The organism is Puniceibacterium sediminis (genome assembly GCF_900188035.1).
Taxonomy (GTDB): domain Bacteria; phylum Pseudomonadota; class Alphaproteobacteria; order Rhodobacterales; family Rhodobacteraceae; genus Puniceibacterium; species Puniceibacterium sediminis.
In genome coordinates, this window is sequence record NZ_FZNN01000006.1 from 29,655 (window position 1) to 54,900 (window position 25,246).

Genomic DNA, 25,246 nt, shown 5'->3' on the forward strand with positions numbered 1-25,246 from the left:
GAAACCCGGCCTCAGCTATCCGCCTGCCCCAGCTTCAGCGTTTCGTCGCGCAGCCAGGCCACCATTTCGCGATTGCGCCCGCCCCATGTCCTGAACGCACTGGGCGGGATCGCCGCACCGATCACCGGGGCCTGCGGGCGGTTGCAGGCGTGCACCACCTCGTGGATCAGCAGGCCTTGGCGCAAAGTCGGCGAAATCCGGTTCGCAATCTGATACATGCGCGAATTCTGACCGGGGAAATGTACCGGCACCACCGTCGCCCCGGACCGCTGGATCATGCGCGCGGTGAACGGATTCCACGCCGCCTCGCGCGCCGGGCCAAAATACGTCTCGGACGATGCGACAACCCCTGATGGGAACAGAACGATCACGCCGCCCGCTTCCAGCATCTCCATTGCAGCGCGGCGCATCGCAAGGTTCTGCTCACGCGAATCCGCTTCATGTGGAAAGGGCACCGGGATCATGAATTGTTCGACCTCGCTCACCCCCGTCAGCAGAGACCTCGTCAGGATCTTGTAGTCGGTGCGCACCCGGCCGATCAGTTCGGCCAAAACCATGCCATCAACCAGCCCGTGCGGGTGGTTCGCCACAATGATCACCGGGCCGGTCTTGGGGATGTTCGCAATCTGCTCGGGCGGGGTCTGCAACGCGATCCCCATGATGTTCAGCGCCTGCCCCCAAAACGCCTGCCCCTCAGCGGGCCCCATGCGTTCAAACCGCCGGACCATCCGCAGCAGGGGCAGCTTACCGGTCAGCCATTCCAGCGTGCGGATGACGTTCGCGTTCCAGGGGTTGGTGAAGGTATTGGCATAGCTCAGCTTGCGTTTGTCGTAGGGCGCTAACGTCGGGGGCGGTGCACCGCGTTCGGCTTCGGATGGGAAAGTCTCGACCATACGATTGCCTGCGTCCCGTTCCCTGTTTGAACAACCACCACGCGGTGATCTCAGCGACCCTCACCGAATTTATTGGCGACCAGCGCCTCGATCGCATCGGCCAGGACCGCGGCATCCGGCCCACGCGTTGCCACCTCAATAGAGGTTCCCTTGGAGGCCGCCAACATCAAAAGCCCCATGATGCTGTCACCGCCCGCGCTCATCCCGTCCTTGGAGACTTCGGCGGTGGCATCAAAGCCTTCCACAACTTCAACCAGCTTGGCCGAGGCGCGGGCATGCAGGCCCTTTTCGTTGACGATCCGCAATTCGCGGAGAATAGTCTCGGTCATTGTCAGGTTCAGTCCAATCTATGTCGCGGCGCGGGGTGCATCGTCCATCCCGCCCTGCGCGCCGCCCTGCGGCTTTATATTCTGACTGTCGATATACTTGCGCCCGGCCTCAAGAGCGCTGCGCACGGCGTCAGTCACGCTCATCTGGCGGCTTTTGGCCAGTTTTATCAGCATTGGCAGGTTCATGCCATAAAGGATGCGCCGGTTGTCAGGTTGGCAGGCCAGCAGGCTCAGATTGGACGGGGACCCGCCGAATATGTCGGTCACCACGATCACGCCATTGCCCTCATCGACAGAATTGGCGGCGTCACAGATCTCGTCCTGCTTGGTCTGGCGGTTGTGGTCGGCTTCAATCGCGATGGCGCGGATGCCCGGCTGGCGTCCGACAACATGTTCCACTGCCGAGAGATATTCCCGGGCCAGGCCGCCGTGCGCTACGATCACGATGCCGATCACGACCCAGTTTCTCCGCTCATGTTCAAAACCCGTGTAGATGCCCCCGCAATGCCGCGGCGCTCCAGTTCCCGATGCCTAATTGACACCCGCCAGCCTGCCTGCGCAAGGCCATCAGCCACTTTTTCCGTCACTGCCACAGATCTGTGTTGTCCGCCGGTACACCCGATGCCGACAGCAAAATGCGCCTTACCCTCGTCCAGACAGGCCGGCAGCTGAAAGGTCAGCAACCCAAGCAGATGATCCAGAAAAGGCGCATGCCGCAGGTCCTGCGAAATGAAATCTGTCACCGCCGTATCCAGCCCGGTCAGGCCGCGCAGCTCCGGCTGCCAGTAGGGGTTGTTCAGGAACCGGCAATCGAAAACCACGTCGACCCCATGCGGCAACCCGCGCTTGAACGAAAAGGAATGAACGGACACCGCCATCCCCTGCCCCGTGTCATGCCCGAACCAGCCCTGCAACTGTGCGCGCAGATCATGTGGCGTCAAATCCGTCGTGTCGATCAGAATGTCGGCGCGGCTCCGCACGGTTTCCAGCAGCTGAATCTCCAGCGCGATCCCCTCCGACGGCGCGCCGTTGGGCGCAAGCGGATGACGGCGGCGGGTTTCCGAAAACCGGCGCACCAGCACCTCGGGATTGCAATCGAGATAGAGGATTTCCAGCCCCTGCTCCCCGCCCGCCCGCGCCTGCAGTTCCAGCAGACCGTCCGGGCTGAAATCACGGTTTCGCACATCCAGCCCCAGCGCGAGCGGACGCAAAAGCGCCGGACCTTCCAGCAGGCGCGGAATGAGGCTGAGCGGGATGTTGTCGATCGCCTCATATCCCAGATCCTCAAGCGCGTTGATCGCGGTTGACCGCCCGGCGCCCGAGGGGCCGGTGACCAAAACCACACGCTGGCTGGATCTTTCTGGGTCCGAAATCATCAAGGCGCTCCGTCAGGCATGTCTGCCACATCGCAGATATTGGATCAAAGCTGCGGGAAAGTAGGGCGCAGCGACATTGTGAAGCAAGGGGACGCTGGCCCCCAGAAGCACGGTGTTTCGCACCGGCGGCAACCGGTCCGTTTCGGTCTGGTCAAGGTCGACGACGACGGCCAGCAGGGCCGTTCTGGCAGCATCCGCTTGCAACAGGCCCACGCCCCGGGCCTCGATCAGGCCGCGGATCGCACCCGGCGCGATAAGCGCGATGCCCTCGGGCGTGGCGTGCAGGATAACCTGATCATCGGCGATCAGCTGCGCGCCGCGCGTCATCAACTCTAGCGCAAGCGCGGACTTCCCGCTTCCCGACGCGCCCCGGATCAGCGCCGCGCGTGTCCCAAAACAGACGGCGCTGGCATGCAGGACTAGCTGGCGTTCCTGTTCCATCGGGGTGCCTCCTCAGATCGGAAGGCCGACGACAAAGCGTGCGCCCAGTGGCTCCGAGGTGACATCCGCCTCCGTCGGGCGAATGTTTTCGGCCCAGATCACGCCGCCATGCGCCTCGACGATCTGTTTCGAGATAGCGAGTCCCAGACCCGAATTATTGCCGAAATCCTTGTCGGGGCGGTGCGAATAGAACCGCTTGAAAATGTTGGTAAGCGCCTCTTCCGGGATGCCGGGGCCAGTATCCTCGACCACCACGAGCACGCGGTTTTCCCGACGCCGCGCCCAGATACGGATGGCATCGCCCTCTTCGCAAAAGCTGATCGCATTGGTGATCAGGTTAACAAAGACCTGCGCAAGCCGCGCTTCGAGCCCCTGAATCTCGATCGGTGTCTGCGGCAGGTCGATGATGAACTCGATGCCCCGCTGTGTGGCATCCTCGCCCAGATACTGCGCCAGATTCTTCAGCATCGGCAGCAGATCAAAGCGCAACTCCTCTTCCTTGACCAGTTCGCCATCAAGCCGCGAGGCGTTCGAGATGTCACTGACTAGGCGGTCAAGGCGCTGCACATCGTGTTCGATCACATCCAGCAGCCGGATCCGGTGCTCTTCCTTCTTGATCATGCGCAGCGCGCCCACGGCTGATCGCAGGCTGGCCAGCGGGTTCTTGATTTCGTGTGCAACATCGGCGGCGAACTGTTCGTTGCCGTCAATCCGGCCGTAAAGCGCCGTCACCATGCCCCGCAGTGCGCCGGAAAGGCGGCCAATTTCATCCGGGCGTCCGGTCAGATCGGGGATACGGATCCGGCTCGAAGTGGTGCTGCGCTTGTTGCGGTCACGGCCGATTTCGGCAGCGTCCGCGAGGTCGGAGATGGGGTTGGCGATGGTCGAAGCCAGAACAAGACTGAGACCAATGGAAACCAGCGTGGCAACCACGAACATCTGCAACACGCGCTCGCGTTCCGACCGCACGGCGGCGTCGATCTCGACCGCGGCAGCGGCCATTGCGACGATACCGACGATCTGCTCGCCCTGACGGATCGGTGTCACGGCCTTGAACATTGTATCGCCATGCCCATCCGTAACCGAAGTGACCCGTGTCGTGGACGGATCGCCGCTTTCAACCATCTCCCGCAGCTGTTGCTCTATCGGGGCGTTCGGTTCGTGGGCTGTCAACCCGAGCATTGTGGAAAGACCGTGCCAGACCGCATGCAGAAAATCGGAAATGACGGCCGGTTCCTTTTGCGTCGGTCCCTCGACAGGAATGGCGGGCAGCAGCATGCCGGTCGCCTTGCCCAAAATGGAATGCGCCGCGTCAAAAATCAGCACCTCGACGCCGACGCGCAACTGGATATTGGATACGATGGCGGCCACATCGATCCCGTCGTCGGATCCCAGACTGACCGGCGCGCTTTCGGGTAAACGCGCCTCAAAGATGTCGGCGATCAGCATGATCTCGCTCTGCATCGCATTTGCGCGCTGCACGGCAAGGGAATCACGCGAGGAGTTGATATACAGAATACCCGCCACCAGCACGTTCAGCGCGATCAGATTGAACGTGATGATCTTGCGGGTCAGGGGCGAGCGGTTCAGAGAGAACATTCTGCGATGCGCGCGGCTATCGAGCAATTCTTTCTCTACCGTTGCATCCGGAGCGACCCAGTCATCGCCCAGAACAACATCAGCATCCCGGTCTGCACCGGAGCGGTCTTCGCTTGATTTCGTCCCCCCGGGCAGAGCCATCATCGCTCTTCGTTATAGCGGTAACCGATTCCATACAGTGTCTCGATTGCCGAAAAATCGTCGTCCACGCTGCGCATCTTCTTGCGCAGGCGTTTGATATGGCTGTCGATCGTGCGGTCATCAACATAAACCTGATCTTCGTAGGCAACATCCATCAGCTGGTCCCGCGATTTGACGAAACCGGGACGCTGCGCAAGAACCTGCAGCAGCAGGAATTCCGTGACGGTCAGCGCCACATCCTTGCCTTTCCACACCACGGAATGGCGCAGCGGATCCATGACCAGGCTGCCGCGTGTCATGATCTTGGTCTCTTCGGTGTCGCCCACCACATCGTCGGCCACCGCTTCCATGCGGCGCAACAGGACGCGGATACGTTCCACCAAAAGCCGTTGCGAAAATGGTTTCGTGACGTAATCGTCGGCGCCCATACGCAGGCCCAGAACCTCGTCGATCTCATCATCCTTGGACGTCAGAAAGATGACCGGCATCTTGGATATCTGCCGAACGTGCCGAAGAAGGTCCATGCCATCCATCCGCGGCATCTTGATATCGAACACCGCCACGTCAGGCAGACTCACGTTGAATGCGTCAAGCGCCGCCTGCCCGTCATTATAGGTATCAACCTCGAAACCTTCAGCCTCGAGCGTCATCGAAACCGATGTCAGGATGTTACGATCATCGTCTACAAGGGCTATTCGCGACATGTCTACTTCCTTGTTCAGATCCGGAAACCTGATTTTACAATACTATGCGTGGTCTTACCTCCAACAACATCGAAGTACGAATCACCAGAGCCCCCCGGTTCGAATACACCCGAAATGTTGTAAGGAATGACTAAATTGCCTCACTTTCACAGGCAGTTCTGAAATATGGTTGCGCTAAACTTGATTTGGTTGCGCTAACGAACTGCTTGCGTCCTGTTCACGCCGCAAATTGGCATGCTAAAGCCACCCTTACGGGACGTGATCCGCGTCCGGTTGGCGGAGTGTTCGACGCCGCCAGAATTTTAGGTCTGCCGCCCGATACGCGGCTACAGGAGCTTGGCAAATGACATTTGGACGGGTGAACCCGAACTTCCGCCTCGAAGATCAAGGCATCGAGGGACTGGGAAATGTCTATTACAATCTTATGGAGCCCGCGCTGATCGAAGCCGCGCTCAAACACGGCGAAGGCACGCTGGGCAAGGGCGGCGCATTCCTTGTCACCACGGGCAAGTTCACCGGCCGCTCGCCCAAGGACAAGCACGTCGTCAAGACCGACTCGGTCAAGGACATCATCTGGTGGGAAAACAACGCCCCGATGTCGCCCGAAGGCTTTGATGCCCTGCACGCCGACATGCTCGAACACATGAAGGGCCGCGACTATTTCGTGCAGGACCTGATCGGCGGAGCGGACCCTGCCCATGCCATCGACGTGCGCCTGATCACCGAACTGGCCTGGCACGGGCTGTTCATCCGCCACATGCTGCGCCGCCCGGATCAGGAAAGCGTGGATGACTTCACCGCCGATTTCACCGTGATCAACTGCCCGTCCTTCAAGGCAGACCCGGAAAAGCACAACTGCCGGTCCGACACGGTCATCGCGATGAATTTCGACAAGAAACTGATCCTGATCGCCAACACCGAATATGCCGGCGAAAACAAGAAATCGGTTTTCACCCTGCTGAACTACCTGCTGCCCGAAAAGGGCATCATGCCGATGCACTGTTCCGCCAACCACGCGGTCGGCAACCCGGTCGACACCGCTGTCTTCTTTGGCCTGTCCGGCACCGGCAAGACGACGCTTTCGGCAGATCCGTCGCGCATCCTGATCGGCGATGACGAACACGGCTGGTCGGATCGCGGCACCTTCAACTTTGAGGGCGGCTGCTACGCCAAGACGATCAACCTGTCGCGCGCGGCCGAGCCGGAAATCTACGACACCACGACGAAATTCGGCACGGTGATCGAAAACATGGTCTTCGACCCCGAGACCTTCGAGCTTGATTTCGAAGATGACAGCCTCACCGCGAACATGCGCTGCGCCTATCCGCTGGAATATATCTCGAACGCCTCCAAGACGGCGCTGGGTGGCCACCCCAAGAACATCATCATGCTGACCTGCGATGCCTTTGGTGTTCTGCCCCCGATCGCGCGGCTGACGCCGGCACAGGCGATGTACCACTTCCTGTCAGGCTTTACCGCCAAGGTTGCCGGCACAGAACGTGGCGTGACCGAACCGCAGCCGACCTTCTCGACCTGCTTTGGCGCCCCCTTCATGCCGCGCCGCCCCGAGGTTTACGGCAACCTCCTGCGCGACAAGATCGCCAAGCACGGCGCGACTTGCTGGCTGGTGAACACCGGTTGGACCGGCGGCGCCCACGGCACAGGCTCGCGGATGCCGATCAAGGCCACCCGCGCGCTGCTCTCCGCCGCCCTCAGCGGCAGTCTGGCCGATGTGGAATACCGCAAGGATCCGAACTTTGGCTTCGAAGTCCCGGTCGAGGTCGAAGGCGTGGCCGAAATGCTGCTGAACCCGCGCCGCACATGGGATGACAAGGCCGCCTATGACGCACAGGCGGCCAAGCTTGTTCAGATGTTCGCCGACAACTTTGCGCAATACGTGCCCTACATCGACGAAGACGTGAAAGCCGCCGCCATCGGCTAAGGCTTTCGAAGAAATGACAGATATCCCCGGTTATGATTGCCGGGGATGTCTGCGTATCACGGTGGCCTGCCAATGAACCAAAGTCTGGCCCATATCGCCCTTGTCGTGCGCGACTACGACGAAGCCATCGACTTTTATGTCAATACGCTTGGCTTTGAACTGGTGACCGACACCTACCAGCCCGAACAGGATAAACGCTGGGTCGTTGTGCGCCCAAAGGGGACTGGCACCTGCTCCATCCTGCTGGCACGCGCCGCAACTCCGCATCAGGAAAGCTACATCGGCGATCAGACCGGGGGCCGCGTCTTCCTGTTCCTGAGTACAGACGATTTCTGGCGCGACTATAAACAGTTGCTTGCCAAGGGCGTCACCTTCGAACGCGAACCCAAGCAGGCCGATTATGGCACCGTCGCTGTGTTCCGGGACCTTTACGGCAACCTCTGGGACCTGATCGAATTCACCAGCGACAGGCCAGAGTGACCGCCACCGACACTTTCCGCCACCTTGCCAACCGCCAGACCCCGTCGCATCATCGCTGCATGAAACACGCCCTGCTCAGCCTCGCCCTGACCACCCTGCCCGTCTGCGCCACGGCTCAGACCTCCTCCGCCCCCCCCCAGATCACCGTGACCCAGGGCATCTTTTGCGAGATTGTTTCAGTCGCCACAATGGACGCCCCCGGCACCGCCGCCGGTCAGATCGAACTCTACGACCATACCCCCGAATTCCAATGGCTGGGCAGCACCGTTCCCACGGTTCCCGGCCTGAGCTTTGGTGTAAGAGTCGATACCCAAGGCGGGCTGTCCTTTGGCGGCACGGTCATCACCCTGACCCATCCGCCACTGACCGGCACCGATATCACCGAACAGAGCTATGTGACCACGCTGGGCGGCGAAGGCCCCTCGGTCAACGCCTATACCTTTGATCTGCCACAGGAAATGGTGACAGGCACATGGACGTTCACGGCACAGCAGAACGGCCGCGAACTCTACAAGGTGCAATTCGACGTGGTGCCGCCGTCACAGGTGCCCCAGATTGCCCTCGGCTGCGAAGGCAACCTGCTGTCCTGAAGAAACACCCATAGGGCGGGGGTCACCCCGCCACGCTGCTCAGGCGAAAAACGCCCGCCGCAGCAGGTTCAGCGCCGCAATCAGCAGCACGAACAATGTGGCCTTGCGGAACGCCGCCTGATCGATCCGGTCCTGAAACTGTCCGCCGATCCACATGCCCAGCACCGCCGGCACGATCAGCAGCAGCGAAAACAGCGCCGTCTGCATATTCAGCACGCCAGACACCACATGCGCCCCGGTCAGCGCCACGGCCCCAAGACCATAGATCACGCCCTGAACGCGCATCTGATCGCGCTTTTCCGTGCCCAGCGCCGTGAGGTACGCCACCACCGGTGGCCCCCAGACACCCGACATCCCGCCAATGAAACCCGCAAAGGCGCCGATGCCGATTTCCAGCTTGTGGCTCGGGCCACCCGGCAATTCGCCCTTCCAGCCCAGCAGCTGCGCCGCCGCGAACAGCGCTACCGGCCCGCCGATCACCGTCAGCAGCAGCCAGACCGGCATCACGGTGACCAGCTGCGCCGAGAACAGCATGAACACCAGCCCCACCAGCAGGAACACCTGGAACCGTTTGACCGACCCCCATGCCGCCACCGGCCCCTGCCGCAGCGCCTGCATGCCGTTGGTCACAAGCGTCGGCAGGATCAGCCCGCCCAGCGCCAGTTCAGGCGATACAACCGACCCCAACCCCGATATCATGATCATCGGCATGGCGAATCCGACCACCCCCTTGACGATGCCCGCCAGCAGGGTGATTCCCAGACAGATCCCCAGCAAAGGCAGGGGCATGAGGGTCAATAAACTATCCATAACCGCCTCATATCAGAGCATTTAACCGAGTACCGCAAAAAAGCAACGCGCAATATTTGAACGAATACAAACGTCCGTTGGTATTTTTGTTGCGCTGCACCTGCGAAATAGATATGCCCGGTCGCAACAAACGAAAGGACGTGAAACATGGCACATGACGGTCAGGATCTGACAGGGACAGACGGCATTCTTCTTCCCGATCTCCTCACGCTCACCAGTGCTGCGGTCCCCCCGGTCGAGGCGATCCTCGAGGTGGCCAAAACCTACGTCCGCGCGCTGGTCATCCAGGACGGTCGCGTCGCAGGCGCATTGGTCGAGGCGCACCAGACCGCCGCCCACGGCCTTGCATGGCTCGCCACCTACACCGAAGCCCTGCGCCAGATGCAGCACTGGGCCGGGATGCTTGTCGAGACGGCCAAGTTCTCCGAGGTCGAACAGCTGATCCACCAGATCGCATTCGGCGAATACCTGAACCAGATCGCCGGCGGCATCCCGATGAGCCAGGGCGAAATCCTGCGCCTGTCCGACATGGGCCTGCCGACTGATGTGATCGCGATGCTCGACACCCCCGAAATCGCTGCTCTGCGACGCGCGGGCAACACCCAGGCCGCGCGCACGCGCCTTGTCGAACTGATGCAGGAACGCTCGGCCGAAATCACCGTCGGGGCCACCGGCCTTGATGACGAACTCGAAATGATCCGCGAACAGTTCCGCCGCTTTGCCGTGGACAAGGTCGAACCCTTTGCCCACGAATGGCACCTCAAGGATCAGCTGATCCCGATGGAAATCATCGACGAACTCGCTGAACTCGGCGTCTTTGGCCTGACCATCCCCGAGGAATACGGCGGCTTTGGCCTGTCCAAGGCGTCGATGTGCGTCGTCTCCGAGGAACTCTCGCGCGGCTATATCGGTGTCGGCTCGCTTGGCACCCGGTCCGAAATCGCCGCCGAGTTGATCATCGCCGGCGGCACCGAAGAGCAGAAACAGAAGTGGCTCCCCGCCCTCGCCTCGGGCGAAAAACTCCCCACGGCGGTTTTCACCGAACCCAACACCGGCTCTGACCTCGGATCTTTACGCACCCGCGCGGTCAAGGACGGCGATGACTACAAGGTGACCGGCAACAAGACCTGGATCACCCACGCCGCCCGCACCCACGTCATGACCCTGCTGGTCCGCACCGACCCCGACACGACAGACTACAAGGGCCTGTCGATGTTCCTGGCGGAAAAGACCCCCGGCACCGACGACGCCCCCTTCCCGACCGAGGGCATGACCGGCGGCGAAATCGAGGTGCTCGGCTATCGCGGCATGAAGGAATACGAACTCGCCTTCGACAACTTCCACGTCAAAGGCGAAAACCTGCTGGGCGGCGAAACGGGCAAAGGCTTCAAGCAGCTGATGGAGACGTTTGAATCCGCCCGCATCCAGACCGCCGCCCGCGCCATCGGCGTCGCGCAATCCGCGCTCGACGTGTCGATGAAATACGCACAGGACCGCAAGCAGTTCGGCAAATCCCTGATCGAATTCCCCCGCGTGTCAGGCAAGATCGCCATGATGGCGGTCGAGATCATGGTAGCCCGCCAGCTCACCTACTTCTCGGCCCGCGAAAAGGACGAAGGCCGCCGCTGCGACCTTGAGGCCGGCATGGCCAAACTGCTCGGCGCCCGCATCGCCTGGGCCTGCGCCGACAACGGCCTGCAGATCCACGGCGGCAACGGCTTTGCGCTGGAATACACCATCAGCCGCATCCTGTGCGACGCCCGTATCCTCAACATCTTCGAAGGTGCCGCCGAAATTCAGGCCCAGGTCATCGCCCGCCGCCTGCTGGGCTAACCCCTGTCACCCCCAGACCAAAGCCCCGCCGGTTCATCCGACGGGGCCATAAATGCTTAAGCTCACGATTTTGCCGAAGCAGGAGACTGCCTTAGGGGCAGATACGCCCTGCAGGTGGCGGAAAGCTGCGGTATTCGGTCTTTTTCTTGGTGGTGATCCGCAGCGGGGTCCTGCCCTCGCGCCACTCGGTGCCGGCGGGCGGTGAAATGCTCTCTACAACCGGATACCACACCTTGCTTTCGCACAGATTGAGAGGTCGCGACCCCTCCTCGAGCGAGCCCGCAACATGGGTATAGGGGATTTTCAGCTTACCCAGCTGCCGTGTGGCAACAGAGTACTTCTCGCCAATCAGAGCGGGCACAAAGATGGGCTGCGATGCTGGCCCTTTGGAAACCGAAAGCACCACCAACCTACCCTCCACAATCTCCACTCCGGGGGCCGGGTCCTGCTTGAACACCGTATCCTTTGGGGCGTCATTCGTGGATCTGGCAAGGCCGATTGCCATCTGAGGGTCGAGGTTGCGAAGAATGGAAACCGCCTGACCGCTGCCAAGCCCGACCACATCGGGCATGATGACCAGTGTCTCCGACGCGGCGGTGTCGGCGGGGACAGCCGGGGGTTGGCGCGGGGTCTCTTGCGGAACACAGGCCCCTAATAGAACGGCAGCAAAAGCTATAATAAACGTCTGTTTCATCTTAATACCTCCTGAATTATCTGCGTGAAATTGGACGTCTTCCTGAACACCAGCCGCAAACTTACGTGTACTGCAACAAAATATGCCGCTGACCAGCTCTCTATACGGCATCACCATCGTCGCGTCAGCAACTTGGGAAACATTGGCTCTTTCAGAAGGTTAGAGCCTCAATTTCGCAAAAAAATTCGGCATTCCCTTCGCGGAAACCCTGTATAAACTCGTCCGGCTCTGGGGGGCTCTGCCATCAGGCCACTGCGCGGGAACATCGACAAAGCCCCTGAAAAGACTGTGCACGCGAAAACAGCGCTCATGGCGAAGCCCGTTGAGCTTGTTTTGGAAGAGTTGCTCATCTTTTGCCGAGGGTTTTTACAGCGCTTTATCGCTCGACAAAAAGAGCGGTTTCTGTCGCTTGCCTGAACGTCGCCAAATCCCGCTCACCACCTTTTGCGGCGGTGTCCCCAATTCCTGAGCGTCCGGTCAGAGCCATACGCCAGCCATACGCTTTCCATATGCAAGCCATACGGGTTCCATACGCCGTTTTGGCGGGGTTTCCCCCGCCGCTCCGGTATCAGGCGTCCTTGCGGATTGTCGCGTTCTGGGGGTCGTAGGGGCTGTCCTCGGTCACCGTCGCATCCCACAACTGGTTCAACATCTTGAGTTTTAGCACCTTGCCAACCACAGCATGTTCCGGCTTCACATAGCCCATCCCGATGCTTTTTCGAAAGGCAACAGAATACCCACCCGAGGTCAGACGCCCCACCCGTGTACCATCCTCGGCATAGAGCGCCTCACGTCCCCAAGGGTCCGCATCGCTAGGTCCATCAATCAGCAAAGTGATGCATTTGCTACGGATTCCGGTGGCTTCCATCGCCCCTTTACCGTTGAAATCCTTGGACAAATCCACGAACCGCGGCAGATCCGCCTCCAGCGGCGTCGCATCGCGCCCCAGCTCATTCCCAAACGCGCGATAGGATTTTTCCTGCCGCAGCCAGTTCTGCGCCCGCGCCCCCACCAGCTTCATGCCATGCGCCTTGCCAGCCCCCTCAAGCAGATCAAAAAGATAGGCCTGCATCTCGATCGGGTGGTGCAATTCCCAGCCAAGCTCACCGGTATAGGCCACGCGGATCGCACGCACCGGGCACATGCCCAGCTCGATCTCACGCATCGAAAGCCATGGAAAACGCTTGTTTGTCAGCGCAGTATCTGGATCCGCATCCTTGATCACCGCGTTCAGAACATCGCGGGACTTCGGCCCGGCGATGGCAAACACACCATATTGTGTGGTGACATTCTGGATCTCGATATAGCCAAACTCCGGCGCTTTGTCCGCCGCAGCCTTGCGCAGGAAATCGGCGTCATAATCTGTCCATGCCCCTGCTGAAACGAGGTAATATTCACCATCCGTTAACCTAATGATCGTAAACTCTGTTCGAGTGGTGCCCATGTTGGTCAACGCATAGGTCAGGTTGATCCGCCCCGCCTTGGGTAATTTGTTGCAGGTGAACCAGTCTAAAAATGCGGTGGCGCCAGGGCCTTTAACGATGTGTTTTGTAAATGCGGAGGCGTCGATCAACCCGACGCCTTCGCGAACTGCCTTCGCCTCGGCCACTGCATATTCCCACCAGCCGCCACGACGGAACGACCGCGAATCGTGGTCAAAACTGTCCGGCGCATCCAGCGGACCGAAATAGTTGGGGCGCTCCCATCCGTTGACATGACCGAACTGGGCGCCGCGGGCCTTCTGTCGCTCATAGGCGGGAACAGTGCGCAGGGGGCGGCAGGCAGGTCGCTCTTCGTCCGGGTGGTGCAGGACAAAGACGTGATCATAGGCTTCTTCGTTCTTGCGGGCCGCATATTCCGTGGTGATCCAGGACCCAAAGCGTTTCGGGTCGAGGCTCGCCATATCTATCTCGGCCTCTCCTTGCGTCATCAGCTGGGCCAGGTAATGGCCGGTGCCGCCCGCGGCGGTAATCCCAAAGGAAAAACCCTCGGCCAGCCACATGTTGCGCAGGCCCGGCGCAGGTCCGACCAGCGGGTTGCCGTCGGGTGTGTAGCAGATCGGACCGTTGAAATCATCTTTGAGTCCAACGGTTTCCGATGACGGAATCCGGTGGATCATCGACATGTATTCCTCTTCGATCCGCTCAAGATCCAACGGGAAAAGGTCGGCGCGGAAACTGTCGGGCACGCCGTATTCAAACCGCGCCGGGGCACCTTTTTCATAGGGGCCAAGGATCCAGCCGCCACGCTCTTCGCGGACGTACCATTTGGCATCGGCGTCGCGCAGGACGGGGTGCTGATCGTGGGTCTTGCGGTATTCGACCAGCGCGGGATCGGGTTCGGTCACGATGAACTGGTGTTCGACCGGAATCGCAGGGATCTTGATGCCCAGCAGGCGCGCGGTGCGCTGCGCGTGGTTGCCCGTCGCCGTCACCACATGTTCGGCATGAATCACAGATGTCTCTTCAGACGGCACAAGATTGCCGCCCTTTTCCACCATCTTGGTGATGCCGACGTCCCAGTGATCGCCCATCCAGGTATAGCTGTCGACCTGCCACTTGCGCTCGATCACCACACCGCGCTGGCGGGCGCCCTTGGCCATCGCCATCGTCACATCGGCGGGGTTGATGTAGCCGTCTGTCGGATGAAAGATCGCGCCCTTCAGGTCATCGGTGCGCACCAGCGGCCAGCGGTCCTTGATCTGCGCCGGGGTCAGCCATTCGAACGGAACGCCGCAGGTTTCGGCGGTGGTCGCATACAGCATATATTCGTCCATGCGCGCGTCGGTCTGCGCCATGCGCAGGTTGCCCACCACGGCGAAACCAGCGTTCAGGCCGGTTTCTTCCTCAAGCGTCTTGTACAGCTTGATCGAGTGGTCGTGGATGTGCGTCGTCGCAAAGGACATGTTGAAATAGGGCAGCAGACCCGCCGCGTGCCAGGTCGAACCGGACGTCAACTCGTCCCGTTCCAGCAGCATCACATCGTCCCAACCCGCGCGGGCCAGATGATATGCGATAGAGGTGCCGACAGCGCCACCGCCGACGACCAGTGCTTTGACGTGGGTTTTCATGATTGTGCTACTCCCGCAGGCTTCGCGCCCTGCATAGCGCAGCCCGGGGCCGTTCGTCGACGCGGCCCGACCTGTCATGTCAGGAAAACGACGCAGGATCGCAAGGTGGCCACCATCGGCGCGGGATACCTCCTGCCAAACCGCAGGAAAGGCCGGAATCGGCACCGCTACCCTGTGGAAACGCCTCCCGAAAGGACGTGGCAGAGCGCAAAAATTGGCACCCTGACGCCCCTATGGCAGTTTCACGCTGATTTGCCCAAGAGGAACCCTTTCGCTACCAACGATCCGTGCCTATAAGGGCCACCGGCCTGCCTCGGGAGAGTCGCGGGCCTAAAACGATATTGGGGCGCGTCATATGTTTGGACTAGAAAAGCTCATGGGTCTGTTCTCGGCGGACATGGCCATTGACCTGGGGACAGCGAATACGCTGATCTACGTCAAGGGACGCGGGATCGTACTGTCCGAACCGTCCGTCGTAGCCTACCACATCAAAGACGGCGTCAAAAAGGTGCTCGCCGTGGGCGAAGATGCCAAGCTGATGCTGGGCCGCACCCCCGGCAGCATTCAGGCGATCCGGCCCATGCGCGAAGGTGTGATCGCGGACTTTGACGTGGCCGAGGAAATGATCAAGCATTTCATCCGCAAGGTCCACAAACGGTCCACTTTCTCCAAGCCCAAGATCATCGTCTGCGTACCCCACGGCGCGACCCCCGTGGAAAAACGCGCGATCCGTCAGTCGGTTCTGTCGGCAGGTGCGCGCCGCGCCGGGCTGATTGCCGAACCGATTGCGGCGGCCATCGGGGCAGGCATGCCGATCACCGATCCGACCGGCAACATGGTTGTCGATATCGGCGGCGGCACGACCGAGGTGGCCGTTCTGTCGCTTGGCGATATCGTTTATGCCCGCTCGGTCCGCGTCGGTGGCGACCGCATGGATGAGGCGATCATCAACTATCTGCGCCGCCAGCAGAACCTGCTGGTGGGCGAATCGACCGCCGAACGTATCAAGACATCCATCGGCACGGCCCGGATGCCCGATGACGGGCGCGGATCGTCCATGCAGATCCGGGGCCGTGACCTGCTGAACGGTGTTCCCAAGGAAACCGAGATCAGCCAGGCTCAGGTGGCCGAGGCGCTGGCCGAACCCGTGCAGGCGATCTGCGAGGCCGTGATGACCGCGCTGGAAGCGACCCCGCCGGATCTGGCGGCGGATATCGTCGACCGGGGCGTGATGCTGACCGGAGGCGGTGCGCTGCTGGGCGATCTGGATCTGGCGCTGCGCGAGCAGACCGGGCTTGCGGTGTCTATCGCCGATGAATCGCTGAACTGCGTGGCCCTCGGCACCGGCAAGGCGCTGGAATACGAAAAACTGCTGCGTCACGCGATTGACTACGACAGCTGATCCCCTCAATTTCTGAGAGATAGGGGGACTTGTGGCACGGGACAATTCTTATGGCGACAGCTACACTGGCCCGCTGAAGCGTCTGCTTTTGGCGGTGCTGGTGCTGTGCCTTCTGGGGCTGTTCCTTGTCTGGCGGATCGACAGCCCCCGTGTCGAACGCTTTCGCGCGCAGGTGCTGGATACGGTGGTGCCCAGCTTTGGCTGGGCCATGGCGCCGGTCACGGCCAGCGTAAAGCTGCTGCGCGACTTCCAAAGCTACCAGAACATCTATGATCAGAACCAGGAGCTACGGCGCGAGCTGCGCCAGATGACCGCCTGGAGAGAGGCTGCGTTGCAGCTTGAACAGGAAAATGCCCGACTGCTGGACCTGAACAACGTGCGGCTTGATCCCCGGCTGACCTACATAACCGGCGTGGTGCTGGCGGATTCCGGGTCGCCTTTCCGGCAGACGGTGCTGATCAACGTGGGGTCACGCGATGGCATCGTCGATGGCTGGGCAACTATGGACGGTATCGGCCTTGTCGGGCGGATTTCGGGCGTGGGCGACGACACCAGCCGGGTGATCCTGCTGACGGATTCGACCAGCCGGATACCCGCCGTAATCCAGCCTTCGGGCCAGAGGGCGCTGATTGTCGGGGATAATACCAAGGCTCCGCCGATTGATTTCCTCGAAGACCCCGACCTCGTCCGCCCCGGCGACCGGATCGTGACAAGCGGCGACGGAGAGGTGTTTCCCCCCGGTCTGCTGATCGGTCAGGTGGCCGAGGATCCCGGCGGGCGGCTGCGCACGCGGATGGCTGCGGACTACGAGCGGCTGGAATTCCTGCGGGTGCTGCGCGATCACGGCGCACGCAAGGTAAGCCAGCCAAGCGCCTTGATCCTACCGGATGTGCCGCCGGGCACGGCCACCCTGCCGCCCCCACCCGAACAGCCTGCAGCCAGCGATGGTTGACCAGAGCGCCGCCCGGATCTGGTCCATGCGCGCGGCGTTTATCGCCCTGTGCCTGGTGATCATGTTCTTTCACCTGTTGCCGCTTGAAACGATGCCGCGCCGCTGGGCCGCGCCCGATCTGTTGGTCGCGCTGTGTTTCGCCTGGGCCCTGCGGCGTCCGGATTACGTCCCGGCGCTGTCCGTCGCGGGTGTCATGCTGCTAGCCGATCTGATGTTCCAGCGGCCACCGGGGCTCTGGGCCGCGCTGGTGGTGATGGCGGTGCACTGGCTGAAATCGCGCGAACGGCGGCAAAGGGAAACGACCTTCGTTCTCGAATGGTTTACCGTGGCGGGCTGTCTGATCAGCATAACCCTGATATACAGGGTGGTGTTGCTGATCCTCATGGTGCCCTCCGGCCCGCCGTTCCTGATCCTGATGCAGCTGGCGATGACCATCCTGTTCTACCCCCTGGTTGTCATCCTGTCGCATCTGACCTTGGGCGTGCGCCGCTCGGCCCCCGGTGAGGTGGACAGATTGGGACATTCGCTATGAGACGCACCCCGAGAGAGACCGCCGAAAGCGCCCGCAAGATTTCACGCCGCGGCGTGATGCTGGGCGGACTCCAGCTGAGTTTCGCCGGAATTCTGGCGGCGCGGATGCAGTTCATGCAGGTTGAACAGGCGGATGAATTCCGGCTGCTGGCCGAGGAAAACCGCATCAACCTGCGCCTGATACCGCCCGCGCGTGGCCAGATATTTGACCGCAATGGCATCATCATCGCCGAAAACGCCCCAAGCTACCGCATCACCATGGTCCGCGAAGATGCCGGCGACGTGCAGGATGTCATTGCGCGCCTGTCTTCGCTTGTCGAACTGGACGAGGACGAGCTGAACCGGGCCCTGGCCGAGATGAAGCGTTCGGCCCCCTTCCTTCCAGTGACGATTGCCGACCGGGTCAGCTGGGAAGACATCAGCCGCATCGCCGTCAATGCCCCCGCCCTGCCCGGCATCACCCCCGAGGTCGGCCTGTCGCGGCATTACCCGATGACCACGGCGTTTGCACATGTGGCAGGCTATGTCGGCCCGGTCAGCGAACGCGATCTGGCCCGCTATGAAGACCCCGAACCGGTACTGCGGATCCCGCGCTTTCAGATCGGCAAGGTCGGGGTCGAGGCCAAGTACGAAGAGATTCTCCGTGGTCGTGCCGGCGCCAAGCGGGTCGAGGTCAATGCCGTGGGACGCGTGATGCGCGAGCTAGACCGTCGTGAAGGCGAGGCAGGCGCAGATCTGCAGCTGACCATCGATGGGCGTCTGCAGGACTATGTGCGCGCCCGGCTGGGCACAGAAAGCGCCAGCGTCGTGGTGCTGGATCTTGAACATGGCGACGTGTTGGCGATCTCCTCCTCGCCTGCCTATGATCCAAACAAGTTCGTGCGCGGCATATCTGTCGCCGACTATAGCGTGCTGCGCGACAATGACCGCCGCCCGCTGGCGTCCAAGACGGTACAGGACGCCTATCCCCCGGGATCCACCTTCAAGATGGTTACGGCAATGGCCGCGATCGACGCGGGCGTCATCGGCCCCGAAGACACCGTCTGGTGTCCCGGATACCTAGAAGTCAGTGGGCGGCGCTTTCACTGCTGGAAGCATGCCGGCCACGGGCACATGAACCTGGAAACCTCCCTGCGCGAAAGCTGCGACGTCTATTACTACGACCTCGCGCTCAAGGTCGGGATTGAGAATATCGCCGCGATGAGCCGCCGTCTGGGGCTTGGCATCGCCCATGACCTGCCGATGTCCGCAGTCACATCGGGTCTGATCCCGGACAAGGCATGGAAGCTGCGTGAACGTGGTGCGGGCTGGGTGATCGGTGATACGGTCAACGTCGCCATCGGTCAGGGTTATGTGCTGAGTTCGCCGCTGCAGCAGGCGGTCATGACGGCCCGTCTTGCCACCGGGCGCAACATCACGCCACGCCTGATCAAATCCATCGACGGAATCGAAACGCCTTCGCAGGGCGGTGAAAGTCTGGGCCTCAACGAAAATCATCTGCGCCAGATCCGTCGCGCCATGTTCGCGGTCAGCAACAACCGGCGCGGGACGGGATACGGCTCGCGCATTGTGGATGAAGCGTACCGCATGGCCGGGAAAAGCGGCACCAGCCAGGTGCGCAACATCAGCGCGGCAGAGCGGGCACGCGGCGTGATCAACAACGAAGATCTGCCCTGGAACCGGCGCGACCACGGTCTGTTCGTGAACTTTGCACCCTATGACAACCCCAAGATCGCCGTGTCCGTTGTGGTCGAACACGGCGGCGGCGGGTCATCCGCCGCGGCCCCCATCAACCGTGACGTGACACTACAGGCGCTATTCAACGGCGATCCGCCATTGTCGGCCTATCCGTCCAAGGACCATGAGCGCATCAAGGCCCAGCAGGAGCGCCTGAACAGCGAACGTCAGATGCCCAAGACCGACGGAAACAGCCGCGCATGAGCTATCTTGAATACTCGGTCAAGACGGTCCCGTCGGGTCTGCGCAAGGTGCTTTACCTCAGCTGGCCGCTTGTCCTTCTGCTGACGGCGGTCGCGTCGGTCGGGTTCCTGATGCTCTATTCGGTGGCGGGCGGATCCTTCTCGCCCTGGGCCGAGCCGCAGATGAAACGTTATCTGCTCGGGCTGACTGCCATGTTCTTGGTCGCCATGGTCCCGATCTGGTTCTGGCGCAACATGGCGGTGGTGGCCTATCTCGTGTCGCTCGCACTGCTGGTGGTGGTGGAATTCTTTGGTTCCGTGGGGATGGGCGCGCAACGGTGGATCGACCTTGGGTTCTTTCGCCTGCAACCATCCGAGCTGATGAAGGTCACCATGGTGATGCTGCTGGCGGCTTATTACGACTGGCTGCCGATCCGCAAAACCTCTGGCATCCTTTGGGTTTTGCTCCCCGTGATCCTGATCATGGCGCCTACCTTTCTGGTACTGACCCAGCCCGATCTGGGCACGGCCATCCTGCTGGTGGTCGGCGGTGGGCTGATGATGTTCCTCGCCGGAGTTCACTGGGCCTACTTTGCGACCGTCATTACCGCAGGTGTCGGTTTCGTCGCCACGGTTCTGAAAAGCCGGGGCACGGACTGGCAGATGCTGAAGGAATATCAGTTCCGCCGGATCGATACCTTTCTTGACCCCAATTCGGACCCGCTGGGGGCCGGCTATCACATCACTCAGGCCAAGATCGCCATGGGATCCGGTGGCTGGACCGGGCGCGGGTTCATGCAGGGCACACAGTCCCGGCTGAACTTCCTGCCCGAAAAGCACACCGACTTCATCTTTAACACCCTCGCCGAAGAGTTCGGCTTTATCGGCGCGGTCTCGCTGCTGGCCCTCTATGTGCTGATCATTGTATTCTGCATCATCTCGGCGCTGCAGAACCGCGACCGGTTCTCGTCCCTGCTGATCCTTGGGGTCGGCCTTACGTTTTTCCTCTACTTTGCCGTCAACATGTCAATGGTGATGGGCCTTGCGCCCGTCGTCGGCGTGCCTCTGCCACTGGTGAGCTATGGAGGATCGGCCATGCTGGTGCTCATGGTGGCCTTTGGCCTTGTGCAAAGTGCCCACATCCACAGACCGAGGTAACATGACCATCAACATCCTGTTCGCCGCCCAAGCAGACCGCTGGGCGCAATACGAAGCGCCGCTGACCGTAGCCCTGAATGAAACCGGCCTGGCCTATGATCTGCGCACCGAATTTGCGCCCGGCGACGTCGATTACATCGTCTACGCCCCCAACAGCGAGGTGCAGGATTTCACCCCCTACACCCGGCTCAAGGCGGTGATGAACCTCTGGGCAGGTGTCGAAGGCGTCGTAAAGAACCAGACACTCACCGTGCCGCTGACCCGCATGATTGACGAAAACGGGCTGACGCAGGGCATGGTGGAATGGGTCACCGGCCATGCGCTGCGACACCACCTTGAGATGGACAGGCATATCGTCAACCCGGACCATGTCTGGGATCACACCCCGCCGCCGCTGTCCAAGGACCGCCCGGTGACGATCCTGGGCTTTGGCGCGCTCGGTCAGGCCTGTGCGGCGGCGCTGCTGTCGCTCGGTTTTCCGGTGACGGGTTGGAGCCGCTCTGCCCACCCGATGGATGGTGTCACGACCCACGCCGGAGCAGAGGGCCTGACACAGGCGCTGACGGATGCGCAGATCGTTGTGCTGCTGCTGCCCGACACCCCCGCGACGGAAAATACCCTGAACGCGCAGTCGCTTGCGCAGCTGCCAAGGGGTGCGGTCATCATCAACCCGGGACGCGGACCGCTGATCGACGATGCGGCGCTGCTGGCGGCTCTGGATTCCGGGCAGATTGGCCATGCGACGCTGGATGTGTTCCGGATCGAACCCCTACCGCAGGACGATCCTTACTGGACGCACCCCAAGGTGACCGTGACACCCCACATCGCATCGGAAACCCGCCCCGACAGCGCGTCGCGGGTGATTGCGCAAAACATCCGACGTAACGAAGCGGGCGAAGGCCTGCAGCATCTGGTGGACCGCAGCGCCGGATACTGATAGGGCCAGCGCGCCAGCAGGAGGTTACCCCATGTCCTTTGACCGTTCACTCAAGATCGCACCGTCGATCCTTTCCGCCGATTTCGCCAACTTCGGAGCCGAAATTCAGGCCGTCGAAGCGAAGGGCGCGGACTGGATCCATGTGGATGTGATGGACGGGCATTTTGTGCCCAACATCACCTTTGGCCCCGCCACCTGCGCGGCGATCCGCCCGCATATCAAGACGGTGATGGACGTGCATCTGATGATCGCCCCCGTCGATCCCTATATCGAGGCGTTCGCCGCTGCCGGGGCCGATTTCATCACCGCCCACGTCGAGGCAGGCCCCCACATCCACCGCACGCTTCAGGCGATCCGTGCGACAGGCGCCAAGGCTGGCCTTGCGCTCAACCCCGGCACCCCGGCCGAGGCTGTGGCTCCGCTGCTCGACATGGTGGATATGGTCTGCGTGATGACGGTGAACCCCGGCTTTGGCGGCCAAAAGTTCATCCATTCCTGCGTTGATAAGGTCCGTACCTTGCGCAGCTTGATCGGCGACCGCGAGATCCATATCGAGATCGACGGCGGGGTCGACCCGACCACCGCACCGCTGGTGCGGGCCGCCGGGGCTGATGTGCTGGTGGCGGGCTCTGCTGTATTCCGGGGCGGTTCCGTATCCAACCCCGCACCCTATGGCGAAAACATCCGCGCCATTCGCGCCTCAGTCCCGTCATAACCCCGGCTTCGCGCTTCTTCTCTTCAAAAACACGCAAAATCTGACCCTTGCCATTCGCGCGGGGGTCAGCTGCCTTTGCGATACCGGAACACGCCTGTGCCTGTGGCAATCAACTCGCCGACCTCGTCCACCACCGTCGCTTCGGCAAAAAACGTACTTTTGCCGCCGCCGGTCTGTCGGCCCTCGCCGATCAGCATCTTGCCCCTGGGCCGGGAAAGGTATTGCACGTTCAGCGACAGGGTCAGCGCCATCTGCTTGACCTCGGGGTCGCCGGTCCAGCAACCTGCATAGCCCATCACCGTGTCGATCAGCGATGCATGCGCCCCGCCATGCGGATTGCCGTGCCGGTTCATGATGAACGGTGCCAGCGGCATCTCAAATCGCGCCCAGCCCTGCGACCAGCCGGTCATCTTCATGCCCAGATGCGCGGAATAAGGGTATTCTGGCTCCTGAAACCTTGGGTCCATGTCCGTCATGCCTGCGCCGCCTCCAGTCCCAGTTCCGCGAAACGCGGCACGAAGGAGCCGAGCCGCAGCGCCTTGTCGGGGTTTGACGCATTGCCGTCAAGCGCGCGCCGCTTCACCCCCTGCAGGATCGCCGCCATACGGAAGAACGCAAAGGCGACATAGAATCCAAAGCCAGAAATATGGTCGATCCCGCGCCGTCTGCAATATTGCGCGACGAATTCGGTGTCCGATGGCAACCCAAGCGCGCTTCGGTTCACACCGGCCAGCCCGCGCCCCTCTGGCCCCGGGGGCAACTGCCACTGCATGATGACGCCCGCAAGGTCGGCATAGGGGTGGCCAAGGGTCGACAGCTCCCAGTCAAGGACAGCCCGGCACTCTGGCCCGTCGGGCGCGAACAGCATGTTGTCGATCCGGAAATCGCCATGCACCAGCGTACGCTGCCCATCTTCGGGCGGCAGATTTGCACCCAGCCAGCCGATCAGGGCATCCATCGCCGCCACTTCGCCTGTCTCAGAGGCCCGATACTGCTTGGTCCAGCGGGCCAGCTGGCGTTCATAGTAGTTTCCGGGCGGGCCGAAATTACCCAGACCCAGCGCGTCGGGGTCGACAGAATGAATCGCAGCAAGAACCCGGTTCATCTCGGTCATGATCGCGGCCCGGTTACTAAAAGCCATGCCCGGCATCGAAGGATCGTCTATGTTGCGCCCCTCCACATGCTCCATCACATAGAACATCGCCCCGATCACGCTGTCATCCTCGCAAAGGGCGAGCATTCGCGGCACCGGGACATCCGTATCCGCCAGCGCCTGCTGCACGCAAAATTCCCGGTCCACTGCATGTGCAGATTTCAGCAGGACGCCGGGGGGTTTGCGGCGCAGGACAAAGCTCTGGTTGTCGGTGGTCAGATGGTAGGTCGGGTTGGACTGGCCAACGTCGAACTTCTGCGCCTGCAATACACCTTCCAGCGCTATGCCCTGCCCCCGCATCCATGTCGCGACGGCCTCCAGTTCCCGTTCGTCCACGCCTCAGACCTTGTCGTTGGCATATTTGCGCAGCTCGGCGCGGGCGACTTGTCGGCGATGCACTGCGTCGGGACCATCGGCAAAGCGAAGGGTGCGCACATGGGTCCACATATGCGCCAGATCAAAGTCCTGACTGATCCCGCCGGCGCCGTGCATCTGCATGGCTTCGTCGATCACCTTGCCCGCCATCAGCGGCGCGACGACCTTGATCTGCGAAATCCATGGCTGCGCCTCGCGCACGCCTTTGGTATCCATCATCCAGGCAGCCTTGAGGCACAGCAGCCGGGCCATCTCGATCTCCATCCGGGCATTTGCGATAATGTCGTAATTCGCGCCCAACTCGATGATCTTCTTGCCAAACGCCTCGCGCGCAAGGCCCCGCCTGCACATCATCGCCAGCGCCTTTTCCGCCTGTCCGATGGCACGCATGCAGTGGTGGATGCGCCCCGGTCCTAGACGACCCTGCGCAACCTCGAACCCGCGCCCTTCGCCCAGCACGACATTTTCCACCGGCACGCGGACGTCCGTAAACCGCAGATGCAGATGCCCGTGCGGCGCATCATCCTGACCGAAAACCTGCATCGGCCGCAGCTTTTCCACCCCGGGCGTATCGGCATCCATCACGAACATCGTATGGCGCGCGTGTTTGGCCGCCTCCGGGTCTGTCATCGCCATGACGATATAGAGCTGACAGCGCGGATCACCGGCACCCGATATCCACCACTTTTCCCCGTTGAGCACATAGTGATCGCCATCACGCACCGCGCGGAACTTCAGCTGCGCGGCATCCGACGACGCGATATCCGGCTCTGTCATCACATAGGCTGACCGGATATCGCCCTCCAGCAGCCGACCCAGCCAGCGATCCTTGTGCGCCTGAGTGCCGTAACGCTCCAGCACCTCCATGTTGCCGGTGTCGGGCGCGTTGCAGTTGAACACCTCGGCGGCGATGCCTACCTTGCCCATTTCCTCGGCCAGATAGGCATATTCGACGGTGGTCAGGCCATATCCCCGCTCTGACCCGGTCAGCCAGAAGTTCCAGAGGCCGCGCTTTTTGGCCATGGCCTTCAGCCCGTCAAGGATCTCCAACTGCCGATCGGTGTGGACAAAGCGATCGCCTGAGGGGTGTTTGCCGACCTCGGCGTGGAATTCGGCGTCCAGCGGAGCGATCTCTGTCTCGATCATCTCGCGCACCTGCGCGATCAGCGGCGCGATGCGTGCGGTTACTCCTAGATCCATGC

24 protein-coding genes are annotated in these 25,246 nt (G+C 61.5%); 11 read left to right on the plus strand and 13 right to left on the minus strand.

Translation table 11 applies throughout. The annotated features are described in order from the left end of the window. Positions 1 to 11: 11 nt before the first annotated feature. The 7 genes from CHB75_RS08190 to CHB75_RS08215 are packed head-to-tail and all read right to left on the minus strand — an operon-like array spanning position 12 to position 5,483. On the minus strand, positions 12 to 893 hold the full coding sequence (locus CHB75_RS08190; protein WP_089270054.1) for a lysophospholipid acyltransferase family protein: 882 nt from the start codon (positions 891 to 893) through the stop codon (positions 12 to 14). A gap of 50 nt (positions 894 to 943) precedes the next feature. Continuing rightward, the gene (locus CHB75_RS08195) at positions 944 to 1,222 is read right to left on the minus strand and encodes an HPr family phosphocarrier protein (protein ID WP_089270055.1); all 279 of its coding nucleotides are present in this window, start codon (positions 1,220 to 1,222) and stop codon (positions 944 to 946) included. Positions 1,223 to 1,240: 18 nt separating this feature from the next. Beyond that, positions 1,241 to 1,678 carry a PTS sugar transporter subunit IIA gene (locus CHB75_RS08200; RefSeq protein WP_089270056.1) on the minus strand — a complete coding sequence of 146 codons (438 nt, stop codon included), beginning with the start codon at positions 1,676 to 1,678 and terminating at the stop codon, positions 1,241 to 1,243. Further along, positions 1,675 to 2,598, minus strand: coding sequence for an RNase adapter RapZ (gene rapZ, locus CHB75_RS08205; RefSeq protein WP_245840817.1), 924 nt, complete (start codon positions 2,596 to 2,598; stop codon positions 1,675 to 1,677). The genes CHB75_RS08200 and rapZ overlap by 4 nt, the downstream gene beginning before the upstream one ends. A gap of 12 nt (positions 2,599 to 2,610) precedes the next feature. Then, the gene (locus CHB75_RS22025) at positions 2,611 to 3,039 is read right to left on the minus strand and encodes an HPr kinase/phosphorylase (protein WP_245840819.1); all 429 of its coding nucleotides are present in this window, start codon (positions 3,037 to 3,039) and stop codon (positions 2,611 to 2,613) included. A gap of 12 nt (positions 3,040 to 3,051) precedes the next feature. Further along, complete coding sequence (locus CHB75_RS08210; protein ID WP_089270057.1) at positions 3,052 to 4,779, minus strand: sensor histidine kinase; 1,728 nt, start codon at positions 4,777 to 4,779, stop codon at positions 3,052 to 3,054. Continuing rightward, positions 4,779 to 5,483, minus strand: a complete 705-nt coding sequence (locus CHB75_RS08215) for a response regulator transcription factor (RefSeq protein ID WP_089270058.1) — start codon at positions 5,481 to 5,483, stop codon at positions 4,779 to 4,781. The genes CHB75_RS08210 and CHB75_RS08215 overlap by 1 nt, the downstream gene beginning before the upstream one ends. Before the next feature lie 343 nt (positions 5,484 to 5,826). Here CHB75_RS08215 and CHB75_RS08220 point away from each other — a divergent pair, with 343 nt between their 5' ends. From CHB75_RS08220 to CHB75_RS08230, 3 genes are all read left to right on the plus strand, one after another. After that, positions 5,827 to 7,425, plus strand: a complete 1,599-nt coding sequence (locus tag CHB75_RS08220) for a phosphoenolpyruvate carboxykinase (RefSeq protein ID WP_089270059.1) — start codon at positions 5,827 to 5,829, stop codon at positions 7,423 to 7,425. 72 nt (positions 7,426 to 7,497) lie between these two features. Next, the gene (locus CHB75_RS08225; RefSeq protein WP_089270232.1) at positions 7,498 to 7,905 is read left to right on the plus strand and encodes a VOC family protein; all 408 of its coding nucleotides are present in this window, start codon (positions 7,498 to 7,500) and stop codon (positions 7,903 to 7,905) included. Next, positions 7,902 to 8,495 carry a DUF3859 domain-containing protein gene (locus tag CHB75_RS08230; protein ID WP_089270060.1) on the plus strand — a complete coding sequence of 198 codons (594 nt, stop codon included), beginning with the start codon at positions 7,902 to 7,904 and terminating at the stop codon, positions 8,493 to 8,495. Before CHB75_RS08225 ends, CHB75_RS08230 begins: the two co-directional genes overlap by 4 nt. Positions 8,496 to 8,534: 39 nt before the next feature. Here the strand turns inward: CHB75_RS08230 and CHB75_RS08235 are convergent, their stop codons facing one another. Beyond that, the gene (locus CHB75_RS08235) at positions 8,535 to 9,305 is read right to left on the minus strand and encodes a sulfite exporter TauE/SafE family protein (protein ID WP_089270061.1); all 771 of its coding nucleotides are present in this window, start codon (positions 9,303 to 9,305) and stop codon (positions 8,535 to 8,537) included. Between the two features lie 147 nt (positions 9,306 to 9,452). Between CHB75_RS08235 and CHB75_RS08240 the strand changes: the two genes are divergently transcribed. Beyond that, complete coding sequence (locus tag CHB75_RS08240; RefSeq protein WP_089270062.1) at positions 9,453 to 11,138, plus strand: acyl-CoA dehydrogenase family protein; 1,686 nt, start codon at positions 9,453 to 9,455, stop codon at positions 11,136 to 11,138. Positions 11,139 to 11,229: 91 nt separating this feature from the next. On the opposite strand, the gene CHB75_RS08245 is transcribed toward CHB75_RS08240, so the two are convergent. Continuing rightward, positions 11,230 to 11,832 carry a PASTA domain-containing protein gene (locus tag CHB75_RS08245; protein WP_176439090.1) on the minus strand — a complete coding sequence of 201 codons (603 nt, stop codon included), beginning with the start codon at positions 11,830 to 11,832 and terminating at the stop codon, positions 11,230 to 11,232. Between the two features lie 568 nt (positions 11,833 to 12,400). Then, entirely contained in the window at positions 12,401 to 14,902 is a 2,502-nt protein-coding gene (locus CHB75_RS08250; protein ID WP_089270233.1) for a GcvT family protein, read from the minus strand. Positions 14,903 to 15,257: 355 nt separating this feature from the next. Between CHB75_RS08250 and CHB75_RS08255 the strand changes: the two genes are divergently transcribed. The 7 genes from CHB75_RS08255 to rpe are packed head-to-tail and all read left to right on the plus strand — an operon-like array spanning position 15,258 to position 22,516. Then, on the plus strand, positions 15,258 to 16,304 hold the full coding sequence (locus CHB75_RS08255; RefSeq protein WP_089270064.1) for a rod shape-determining protein: 1,047 nt from the start codon (positions 15,258 to 15,260) through the stop codon (positions 16,302 to 16,304). A 31-nt stretch (positions 16,305 to 16,335) separates the two neighbouring features. Beyond that, entirely contained in the window at positions 16,336 to 17,256 is a 921-nt protein-coding gene (mreC, locus tag CHB75_RS08260; RefSeq protein WP_089270065.1) for a rod shape-determining protein MreC, read from the plus strand. Then, on the plus strand, positions 17,249 to 17,788 hold the full coding sequence (locus CHB75_RS08265) for a rod shape-determining protein MreD (RefSeq protein ID WP_089270066.1): 540 nt from the start codon (positions 17,249 to 17,251) through the stop codon (positions 17,786 to 17,788). Before mreC ends, CHB75_RS08265 begins: the two co-directional genes overlap by 8 nt. After that, positions 17,785 to 19,728: a penicillin-binding protein 2 gene (mrdA, locus tag CHB75_RS08270; protein WP_089270067.1), complete on the plus strand. Its 1,944-nt coding sequence runs from the start codon at positions 17,785 to 17,787 to the stop codon at positions 19,726 to 19,728. Before CHB75_RS08265 ends, mrdA begins: the two co-directional genes overlap by 4 nt. Then, entirely contained in the window at positions 19,725 to 20,864 is a 1,140-nt protein-coding gene (rodA, locus tag CHB75_RS08275) for a rod shape-determining protein RodA (RefSeq protein ID WP_089270068.1), read from the plus strand. The genes mrdA and rodA overlap by 4 nt, the downstream gene beginning before the upstream one ends. Position 20,865: 1 nt before the next feature. Beyond that, positions 20,866 to 21,801, plus strand: coding sequence for a 2-hydroxyacid dehydrogenase (locus CHB75_RS08280; protein ID WP_089270069.1), 936 nt, complete (start codon positions 20,866 to 20,868; stop codon positions 21,799 to 21,801). Positions 21,802 to 21,832: 31 nt separating this feature from the next. Continuing rightward, a complete protein-coding gene (gene rpe / locus CHB75_RS08285; RefSeq protein WP_089270070.1) occupies positions 21,833 to 22,516 on the plus strand; it encodes a ribulose-phosphate 3-epimerase in 684 nt (227 codons plus the stop codon). Between the two features lie 65 nt (positions 22,517 to 22,581). Here the strand turns inward: rpe and CHB75_RS08290 are convergent, their stop codons facing one another. The 3 genes from CHB75_RS08290 to CHB75_RS08300 are packed head-to-tail and all read right to left on the minus strand — an operon-like array spanning position 22,582 to position 25,244. Beyond that, positions 22,582 to 22,992, minus strand: a complete 411-nt coding sequence (locus CHB75_RS08290) for a PaaI family thioesterase (protein ID WP_245840821.1) — start codon at positions 22,990 to 22,992, stop codon at positions 22,582 to 22,584. Continuing rightward, positions 22,989 to 23,969, minus strand: a complete 981-nt coding sequence (locus tag CHB75_RS08295; RefSeq protein WP_089270235.1) for a phosphotransferase family protein — start codon at positions 23,967 to 23,969, stop codon at positions 22,989 to 22,991. The genes CHB75_RS08290 and CHB75_RS08295 overlap by 4 nt, the downstream gene beginning before the upstream one ends. 39 nt (positions 23,970 to 24,008) lie before the next feature. Further along, positions 24,009 to 25,244: an acyl-CoA dehydrogenase family protein gene (locus CHB75_RS08300; RefSeq protein ID WP_089270071.1), complete on the minus strand. Its 1,236-nt coding sequence runs from the start codon at positions 25,242 to 25,244 to the stop codon at positions 24,009 to 24,011. Positions 25,245 to 25,246 lie beyond the last annotated feature (2 nt).

Bases quoted from the DNA above. Each gene is read 5' to 3' on its own strand.
- CHB75_RS08190 (WP_089270054.1), bottom strand. From the start codon at position 893: ATGGTCGAGACTTTCCCATCCGAAGCCGAACGCGGTGCACCGCCCCCG.
- CHB75_RS08195 (WP_089270055.1), bottom strand. From the start codon at position 1,222: ATGACCGAGACTATTCTCCGCGAATTGCGGATCGTCAACGAAAAGGGC.
- rapZ (WP_245840817.1), bottom strand. From the start codon at position 2,598: ATGATTTCGGACCCAGAAAGATCCAGCCAGCGTGTGGTTTTGGTCACC.
- CHB75_RS22025 (WP_245840819.1), bottom strand. From the start codon at position 3,039: ATGGAACAGGAACGCCAGCTAGTCCTGCATGCCAGCGCCGTCTGTTTT.
- CHB75_RS08210 (WP_089270057.1), bottom strand. From the start codon at position 4,779: ATGGCTCTGCCCGGGGGGACGAAATCAAGCGAAGACCGCTCCGGTGCA.
- CHB75_RS08215 (WP_089270058.1), bottom strand. From the start codon at position 5,483: ATGTCGCGAATAGCCCTTGTAGACGATGATCGTAACATCCTGACATCG.
- CHB75_RS08220 (WP_089270059.1), top strand. From the start codon at position 5,827: ATGACATTTGGACGGGTGAACCCGAACTTCCGCCTCGAAGATCAAGGC.
- CHB75_RS08225 (WP_089270232.1), top strand. From the start codon at position 7,498: ATGAACCAAAGTCTGGCCCATATCGCCCTTGTCGTGCGCGACTACGAC.
- CHB75_RS08235 (WP_089270061.1), bottom strand. From the start codon at position 9,305: ATGGATAGTTTATTGACCCTCATGCCCCTGCCTTTGCTGGGGATCTGT.
- CHB75_RS08240 (WP_089270062.1), top strand. From the start codon at position 9,453: ATGGCACATGACGGTCAGGATCTGACAGGGACAGACGGCATTCTTCTT.
- CHB75_RS08245 (WP_176439090.1), bottom strand. From the start codon at position 11,832: ATGAAACAGACGTTTATTATAGCTTTTGCTGCCGTTCTATTAGGGGCC.
- CHB75_RS08250 (WP_089270233.1), bottom strand. From the start codon at position 14,902: ATGAAAACCCACGTCAAAGCACTGGTCGTCGGCGGTGGCGCTGTCGGC.
- CHB75_RS08255 (WP_089270064.1), top strand. From the start codon at position 15,258: ATGTTTGGACTAGAAAAGCTCATGGGTCTGTTCTCGGCGGACATGGCC.
- CHB75_RS08265 (WP_089270066.1), top strand. From the start codon at position 17,249: ATGGTTGACCAGAGCGCCGCCCGGATCTGGTCCATGCGCGCGGCGTTT.
- mrdA (WP_089270067.1), top strand. From the start codon at position 17,785: ATGAGACGCACCCCGAGAGAGACCGCCGAAAGCGCCCGCAAGATTTCA.
- rodA (WP_089270068.1), top strand. From the start codon at position 19,725: ATGAGCTATCTTGAATACTCGGTCAAGACGGTCCCGTCGGGTCTGCGC.
- CHB75_RS08280 (WP_089270069.1), top strand. From the start codon at position 20,866: ATGACCATCAACATCCTGTTCGCCGCCCAAGCAGACCGCTGGGCGCAA.
- rpe (WP_089270070.1), top strand. From the start codon at position 21,833: ATGTCCTTTGACCGTTCACTCAAGATCGCACCGTCGATCCTTTCCGCC.
- CHB75_RS08290 (WP_245840821.1), bottom strand. From the start codon at position 22,992: ATGACGGACATGGACCCAAGGTTTCAGGAGCCAGAATACCCTTATTCC.
- CHB75_RS08295 (WP_089270235.1), bottom strand. From the start codon at position 23,969: ATGCGGGGGCAGGGCATAGCGCTGGAAGGTGTATTGCAGGCGCAGAAG.
- CHB75_RS08300 (WP_089270071.1), bottom strand. From the start codon at position 25,244: ATGGATCTAGGAGTAACCGCACGCATCGCGCCGCTGATCGCGCAGGTG.